This is a genomic window from Streptosporangium sp. NPDC000095 (assembly GCF_042899335.1).
In the GTDB taxonomy this organism is placed as follows: domain Bacteria; phylum Actinomycetota; class Actinomycetes; order Streptosporangiales; family Streptosporangiaceae; genus Streptosporangium.
The window spans coordinates 110423-118095 of record NZ_JBIAZS010000023.1; the positions used below are offsets into that span (position 1 = coordinate 110423).

At 69.1% G+C, this 7673-nt stretch carries 5 protein-coding genes; 4 read left to right on the forward strand and 1 reads right to left on the reverse strand.

Going from position 1 to position 7673, the window contains the following annotated elements; all coding sequences use genetic code 11:
* Nucleotides 1–39: 39 nt before the first annotated feature.
* The 3 genes from ACFY3V_RS36065 to ACFY3V_RS36075 all read left to right on the forward strand — a co-directional run bounded on the left by ACFY3V_RS36065 (nucleotide 40) and on the right by ACFY3V_RS36075 (nucleotide 5917).
* Entirely contained in the window at nucleotides 40–2436 is a 2397-nt protein-coding gene (locus ACFY3V_RS36065; protein WP_389779699.1) for an HAD-IC family P-type ATPase, read from the forward strand.
* Complete coding sequence (gene argS / locus ACFY3V_RS36070; protein WP_389779701.1) at nucleotides 2433–4187, forward strand: arginine--tRNA ligase; 1755 nt, start codon at nucleotides 2433–2435, stop codon at nucleotides 4185–4187. Before ACFY3V_RS36065 ends, argS begins: the two co-directional genes overlap by 4 nt.
* 143 nt (nucleotides 4188–4330) lie before the next feature.
* A complete protein-coding gene (locus ACFY3V_RS36075) occupies nucleotides 4331–5917 on the forward strand; it encodes a hypothetical protein (protein ID WP_389779703.1) in 1587 nt (528 codons plus the stop codon).
* A 32-nt stretch (nucleotides 5918–5949) separates the two neighbouring features.
* Here ACFY3V_RS36075 and ACFY3V_RS36080 read toward each other — a convergent pair whose 3' ends face one another.
* Nucleotides 5950–6342 carry a cell division protein SepF gene (locus tag ACFY3V_RS36080; protein WP_350950261.1) on the reverse strand — a complete coding sequence of 131 codons (393 nt, stop codon included), beginning with the start codon at nucleotides 6340–6342 and terminating at the stop codon, nucleotides 5950–5952.
* 202 nt (nucleotides 6343–6544) lie between these two features.
* Here ACFY3V_RS36080 and ACFY3V_RS36085 point away from each other — a divergent pair, with 202 nt between their 5' ends.
* Nucleotides 6545–7333 carry a PhzF family phenazine biosynthesis protein gene (locus tag ACFY3V_RS36085; protein ID WP_389779705.1) on the forward strand — a complete coding sequence of 263 codons (789 nt, stop codon included), beginning with the start codon at nucleotides 6545–6547 and terminating at the stop codon, nucleotides 7331–7333.
* Nucleotides 7334–7673: the final 340 nt, after the last annotated feature.

The following is a 7673-nucleotide window of genomic DNA, read 5'->3' on the forward strand; positions in this document are numbered from 1 at the left end:
GCGTACCCTGAGTCCCAGTCGATCGGGCGGGGGGACTGCGTGGAGCAGGTGGCGGAGCGGGGACTGACCTCGGCCGAGGTCGCCGAGCGGGTGGCCGCGGGGCAGGCCAACGACGTCAGGCGCCGGTCGAGCAGGTCCGTCTCGGCGATCCTCAGATCCAACGTCCTCACCCTTTTCAACGGGGTGATCGGGGCACTCTGGGTGCTGATCATGATCTTCGGAGAGTGGCAGGACGGCCTCTTCGGACTGGTGATCGTGGCCAACGCGGGCATCGGCATCATCCAGGAGCTCCGCGCCAAGCGCACCCTCGACCGGCTCGCCATCGTCAACGAGTCCCCGGTCAAGGTCCGCAGGGACGGCGTCGACACCGACATCCCGCCCCAGCGGGTCGTACTCGGCGACCTCGTCCTGCTCCGCCCCGGCGACCAGGTGCTCGTCGACGGCGAGGTGGTGGACGCCGACGGGCTGGAGGTCGACGAGTCACTGCTGACCGGCGAGGCCGACCCGGTGCACAAGCGTCCCGGTGACCCCGATGACCCCGGCGACGAGGTCCTCTCCGGCAGTTTCGTGGTCGCCGGGAGAGGCGCCTACGTCGCGACCAGAGTCGGCCGCGACGCCTACGCGGCCAGACTCGCCGAGGAGGCCAGCGCGTTCAGCCTGTCCCACTCGGAGCTGCGCGAAGGCGTGACGCGATTCATCAAGTACGTCACCTGGCTGGTCATCCCGATCGGCGCCCTGCTCACCTGGAGCCAGGTGAGCAGGCAGACGAGTGTCGGAGAGGCCGTCACCGGCACGGTCGCGGGTATCGTCACCATGATCCCCGAGGGCCTGGTCCTGATGACCAGCATCGCCTTCGCCGTCGGCGTGATCCGGCTGGGCAGGCGCCGCTGCCTGGTCCAGGAACTGCCCGCGATCGAGATCCTGGCCCGGGTCGACACGCTCTGCCTCGACAAGACCGGCACCCTCACCTCGGGCGGGATGGAACTCGACGAGATCCGCCCGCTCCGCGACGACCTGCCCGTGCACGAGGCACTCGCCGCGCTGGCCAACATCGATCCTCACCCCAACCCCACCGCCCTCGCCGTCCAGACCCGATACCCCGACTCCCCCGGCTGGACCGCCCTCACCAAGGTCCCCTTCTCCTCGGCCCGCAAGTGGAGCGGAGCCGAGTTCGACGGCCACGGCGGCTGGGTCCTGGGCGCTCCCGACGTCCTCCTGCCGCCCGGCAGCCCGGCGTACGAGGAGGCGGGGGCGCTCGCCGCCACCGGCCTGCGGGTGCTCGCCCTGTGCCGGGTCGCCTCGCTGCGCGACCCCGACGACCTCGGCGCCGTCGAGGCCGCGGCCGTCGTCGTGCTCAAGCAGCGGATCCGCCCCGACGCGGCCGAGACCCTCGCCTACTTCGCCGAGCAGCGCGTCACCCTCAAGGTCATCTCCGGCGACAACCCCGAGTCGGTGTCGGCGATCGTCACCTCTCTGGGCATTCCCGGTGGGGAGCGCGCGGTGGACGCCCGCACCCTGCCGGACGACGACCCCGAGAAGCTCGCCGAGATCATGGAGACCCACACCGTCTTCGGCAGGGTCAGCCCGCACCAGAAGCGGCTGTTCGTCGGCGCGCTCCAGTCGCGCGGGCACACGGTCGCGATGACCGGCGACGGCGTGAACGACGTGCTCGCGCTCAAGGACGCCGACCTCGGCGTGGCGATGGGCTCCGGCAGCGGCGCCACCCGGGCGGTCGCCCAGATCGTGCTGATGGACGACGGCTTCGCCGGTCTCCCCTCCGTGGTGGGCGAGGGCCGCCGGGTGCTGGCCAACATCGAGCGGGTCTCCGGGCTCTTCCTGACCAAGACCTTCTACGCGATCGTGCTCTCCCTGCTCACCGGGGTCATCGGGCTCGCGTTCCCGTTCGCTCCCCGGCACTCCACGCTCATCAACGCGCTGACGATCGGCATCCCCGCCTTCTTCCTCGCGCTCGCACCGAGCAACGAGCGCGCCAGAAGCGGCTTCGTACCCCGTGTCCTGCGCCTGGCGGTCCCCGCCGGGATCGTCTGCGCCACCGCCGTCTACCTGTCGTACTGGATCGCCCAGAGCGGGTCCGCCACCCTGGAGGAGAGCCGCACCTCGGCGGTGATCACGCTGTTCGTGGCCGCCTGGTGGGTGCTGGCCCTGGTCGCCCGCCCGTACGTGTGGTGGCGGGTCGCGCTCGTCGCCTCCATGGCCGGAATGTTCGCCCTCGCCCTCGCCATCCCGTTCGTCCGCGAGTTCTTCGCGCTCACCGTCGCGAGCCCCGCCGCCGGTCTCACCGCGGCCGGACTCGGCGTCGCCGCCGGGGCCGTGCTGACGGGCGTCTTCATGATCACGCGATCCCGTCGAAGCGCGCCGATCCAGGGTGATATCCAATCGGTTCAGGACCGGCCAGCCGATACCCTTGGGACATGACCGACCCGCAGCTCGCACTGACCGAGCGCGTCCAGCAGGCGCTGGCCGCCGCCTTCGGTGCGGAATACTCCGAAGCAGACCCGCTGATCCGCCCCTCGCAGTTCGCCGACTACCAGGCGAACGTGGCGATGAGCCTGAGCAAGCGACTGCGAAGGGCCCCGCGGGAGGTCGCCCAGGAGATCGCCGAGCACCTCACCGGCCGGGCGGGAGACGCCCAGGACGACCCGTTCCCCGGCAGCGTCGAGGTGAGCGGCCCCGGCTTCCTCAACCTCACCCTCTCCGACGAATGGATCGCGGCGCGGGCCTCGGAGATCCTCGCCGACCCTCGCGTCGGAGTGGGTCTGTCCGGCTCTCCGCAGACCATCGTGATCGACTACTCCGCGCCCAACGCGGCCAAGGAGATGCACGTCGGCCACCTGCGCACGACGATCGTGGGTGACGCGCTCGCCCGGGTCCACGAGCACCTGGGCAACAAGGTCATCCGGCAGAACCACCTCGGCGACTGGGGCACGCCGTTCGGCATGCTCATCGAGCACCTCCTCGACATCGGCGAGGAGGCCGCCGTCGCCCAGCTGGAGGCCGGAGAGGGCAACGCCTACTACCAGGCGGCCCGCCTGAAGTTCGACACCGACCCCGAGTTCAACGCGCGCGCCCGCGCGCGGGTCATCACCCTGCAGGCCGAGGAGCCGGAGACGATGCGCCTGTGGCGCATCTTCATGAACGCCACGCTGCGTTACTTCAACAAGGTCTACGTCCAGCTCGGGGTGACGCTGACCGACGACGACATCGCCGGCGAGAGCATGTACAAGCACGTGCTCGCCCAGGTCTGCGACGAGTTGCAGGAGCGCGGCGTCGCCGTCCTCAGCGACGGCGCGCTCTGCGTCTTCCCGCCCGGCTACACCGGCCGCGAGGGCCAGCCGCTGCCCCTGATGATCCGCAAGAGCGACGGCGGGTACGGCTACGGCACCACCGACATGGCCACGATCCGCTACCGGGTCCAGGACCTCAAGGCCGACCGCATCCTCTACGTGATCGGCGCGACCCAGTCGCTGCACATGTCGCTGGTGTTCGACTCGGCCAGGATGGCGGGCTGGTTGCCCGACCACGTCAGGGCCGAGCACATCCAGATCGGCAGCGTGCTGGGCTCCGACGGCAAGATGTTCAAGACCAGGAGCGGTAAGTCCATCAAGCTCATGGAGCTGCTCGACGAGGCCGAGACCAGGGCCGCCGAGGTGCTCAGGGACAGCGACTACACCGACGCCGAGCGCACGAGGATCGCGCACGACGTCGGCATGGGCGCGGTCAAGTACGCCGACCTGTCGGTCAGCCACGACAGCGAGTACGTCTTCGACTTCGACCGGATGCTCGCCCTCACCGGCAACACCGGCCCCTACCTGCAGTACGCCCAGGCCCGCATCCGCTCGATCTTCCGCAAGGGTGGGGTGGACCCTGCCGAGACGACCGGCCCCATCGTGCTCGGCCACCCTGCCGAGCGCGCCCTGGCGCTGCAGCTCCTCGGGTTCGGCTCGGTCGTCGAGGAGATGGCGGAGAACTCGGCACCGCACAAGATGGCCTCCTACCTCTTCGACACCGCGAGCGCCTTCACCACGTTCTTCGAGAACTGCCCGGTGCTGAAGGACGACGTCGAGCCCGCCGTCCGCACCTCACGGCTCGCCCTGTGCGCGCTGACCCTGAAGGTCTTGGAGACCGGCCTGAGCCTTCTTGGCGTCCCGGTGCCCGAGCGCATGTAACCTGTCCACCAGATGATCGTCTTTATTGAGAAAGTGAAGGCGATCATCTGGCAAAGTCATGTTCGGCGCGCCTCCCTGCGGGGATGTCCGAAGCGCAATACGCTGGCGCGGTCATCGGTCACAACTTCGAGGAGCTCTCTGCCTTGAGCACGGACCTGACCGCGAACCTGCGCACGGGCACCGCGAACCCCGGCAGCGACCTCACCGCGGACCTGAGCACGGACACCGCGAACGCCGGCACCGACCTGGCCGCGGATCCGAACACGGACACCGCGACCCCCGGCACCGGGTTGAGAACGGGTTCAAGCATCGACTCGCTCCTCACCGATCTGGCCACCGGCATCGTGCCCATCGGGATGCCGGTGGACTTCGACGCCGCCTCCGATCACTGGCTCGCCCCGGCCGTCGAAGCGCTCGTGCTGATCACGCGTGGCGAGGAGTCGCTCGAACCCCTCGCCCGCGCCGCGCAACGCGACGAGCAGCGGACCGCCCTTTTCCTCTGCCTCGCACTCGCCGTAGCCGGCCAGGGCGACCGCATCCACGCCTCATGGCTCGGCACCGCCTTCGGGGAACTCTCCCTGGAGCGCCCGGTGACCCACGGCCAGCGGGCGCTCTGGCTCGCCGCCGCCCGGGGGGCGTACGGCCCGGCGGGCAAGATCTTCGTGCTCCGCAAGCTCGACGCGATGACCGCCTCCCCTGTTTCCGAGCCCGACCGGTGGCTGCGCGCGCTCATCCCCGACGAGCCCTCCGCGGCCGTGTCACCGGCTCTGGCCGATTTCGAGGAGCTCGCCAGGCTTCCCGAGCTGGCCGACCCCGTACACGCCGCCGCCCGGCTCACCCACCTGCTCGACCGCTGCACCGAGATCACCTCGGCCCGCGAAAGCAGGGGAGGCGATGGCGGCGTCGTCGCCGAGAAGACGAGTTCCGTGAGCGGTCCCACGAGCGGCTCCGCGGCCCGGCCTGATGGTGACACCGCCGACGAGGCATCCGGCCGGGCGGGGGGAGCGAACCGTGACCTGGGTGATCTCGCGTTCATCACCGCCGCGCAGACGGACCGTTCGGGCGAGGCGGCCGTCGTGTGGAGCCAGGACGAGCCGCTGACCGTGCTCCGTCGGCTGGCCGGTGCGGGCGGCCCCGAACGGCCGATGAAGTCGCTCACCGACCATCTGCTCGGCGACCTGCGCCCCGGCTCGCACCCTTATCTGGCCGCGATCGCGCTGCACGTGGCCGCGCCCATCGTGCGGGCGGCGGGTGAGAGCCTCGCCGAGGCCACCCGCGCCGAGGCCCCCGAGTCGGTCACCATACCGATCCTCGGCCAACGTGTGACGCTCAGGCCCGAGGGCCCGGATCCCGAGTCGCTGGGTGCCGCCGAGGAGCGGATCACCACCGAGGGCGCTCCGACTCGCGGCCGCCCCTGGGCCGCCTACGCGCTGCTCGCCCTCGCCCCGGTGATCCTGGTGGTCGCGCTCGTCCTCCCCGTCCTCCCTCTCGCACCGCTCGCACTCCTGCCGGCCGCCGGAGGCGCCTACAGGCTGTGGCGTAGGCGGCAGCGTGAGCGAGCCGACGCGGAATACGTCGTCACGCGGCTCTCCGAGCTCAGAGAACTCGCCCAGGGCGCGGTGTGGGCACTGCATGAGTACGCCCACGAGTCGGAGGGCCGGATCAAGACGGCGACCTCGGACCTGGCCGAACTCATCCGCCTGCTCCGCAGGGGGCCCCGAGCGGGCTGACCGCCCGCGATATGCGGGCGGCAGCCTCGATGTCAGCCGTTGGTGATCTCCACCTCGGCGGGAGCCAGCAGGAAGACCTTCTCCGCGATCCGCTCGATGCGCCCCTCGCAGCCGTATGCCAGCCCGGCGACGAAGTCGACCATGCGGGTGGCCTCGGCGGTGCTCATCCCGCTCACGTCCATGATGACGGTCTGACCTTCGCGGAAGTGCTGCCCGATGACCGGTGCGTCGTTGTACTTCATCGGTGTCAGCATCACGATCCGCGAGGGCTCGTTCATCGCACGCCAGCGTTTGGCCGCGCGCTCCGAGGCAGACTGCCAGTCTTCCTCTTCGCCCTCGATCTCGTCCCCGTAGTCGTAGGACTCGTCATAGTGCTCGGCCCCGCTCAGGCCAAGGTAGCTCGCCACCTTGCGCACTGCCCCCATCGGCTCGTCCTTTCGCCAGGACCACGCCGTGTCCGGCCTGTCCCTACACCTTGGACGGTAACCGACGACATGAAGTTCGCCACGCGACACGCCCAGTGCTTATTTCCATTTTGTACGACTACCGCACTGGTCTGATCTCCGACTTTGCCCGATCCCCTGGCCCAACTTCAACCGATATCTCCAGCGCCGCTAGCATCGCGTCATGCTCATCTACACGGTCGATTCGTTTACCGATGAATTTTTCAAGGGTAACCCCGCGGGGGTCTGCATACTCAGCGATCCGGTTCCTGACGCCTGGATGCAGTCCGTAGCGGCGGAGATGAGACACTCCGAGACAGCCTTCCTGCTTGGAGCCGAGGACGGCGGACCGTACCGGCTCCGGTGGTTCACGCCGGTGACCGAGGTCGCCCTGTGTGGGCATGCGACCCTGGCCGTGGCGCATGTGCTGTATTCCACGGGAACGGTCCCAGAAACCCTCGAATTCTCAACGAAGAGCGGAATCCTGTCCGTGACCAGGGATAAATCCGGTTTAATCCACATGGATTTCCCGGCAAAGGTACTCCAAGCGACACCTCCTCCAGAGGGACTGATCGATGCGCTGGGGCTTAAACCTGTTTGGACAGGAAAAAATGTTTGGGATTACCTCGTCGAGGTCGAGTCCGAGGAGGCCGTGCTCGCCACCGCCCCCGACTTCCGGGCCCTGGAGGCCGTCGACGCGCGTGGAGTCATCGTGACGGCTCGGGCCTCGCGGCCGGGTGCCGACTACGTGTCCCGGTTCTTCGCTCCCACGGCCGGAGTTCCCGAGGACCCGGTGACGGGGTCCGCCCACTGCGCCCTCGCGCCGTACTGGTCGGCCAAGCTCGGTTCCGACAGTCTGGTGGGGGCCCAGTTGTCACAGCGTGGAGGTGTGGTCCGCACGACCGTACGAGGAGACCGGGTCGAACTCGCGGGAAACGCGGTGACCGTTCTTTCCGGCGAGCTCCACGTCTAGGGACGTGCGTCGAGGGTTTCGCCGCGCCCAGGCCGGCCCGGTGACCATCACCTCGTGAGCGCCGTGGAACGTTGGGAACATGACGCCCGTGAAGCGAAAACGGCTTCTCCATGGTTCACGGAGGCCCGAGAGCTCCTCCCTGCCCCTGCCGGCCTGGAACGTGGAGACTCGAGAGTCCCGGCCTTCGACGTCTGGAGGTTCGGAACACCGCTTGAGCGCCGCTGGGCCGCCCTCGGGACCCCGCTGGGCATCGCTTGAAAAAGGCCCTGGAAAGCACGAAAGGGCCCCCACCAAACGGTGAGAGCCCTTTCATGAAAAATTGTCCGGCGGTGACCTACTC

Coding starts and splice junctions, on each gene's coding strand:
- ACFY3V_RS36085 (WP_389779705.1), top strand. CDS start 6,545: ATGCTCATCTACACGGTCGATTCGTTTACCGATGAATTTTTCAAGGGT.
- ACFY3V_RS36080 (WP_350950261.1), bottom strand. CDS start 6,342: ATGGGGGCAGTGCGCAAGGTGGCGAGCTACCTTGGCCTGAGCGGGGCC.
- argS (WP_389779701.1), top strand. CDS start 2,433: ATGACCGACCCGCAGCTCGCACTGACCGAGCGCGTCCAGCAGGCGCTG.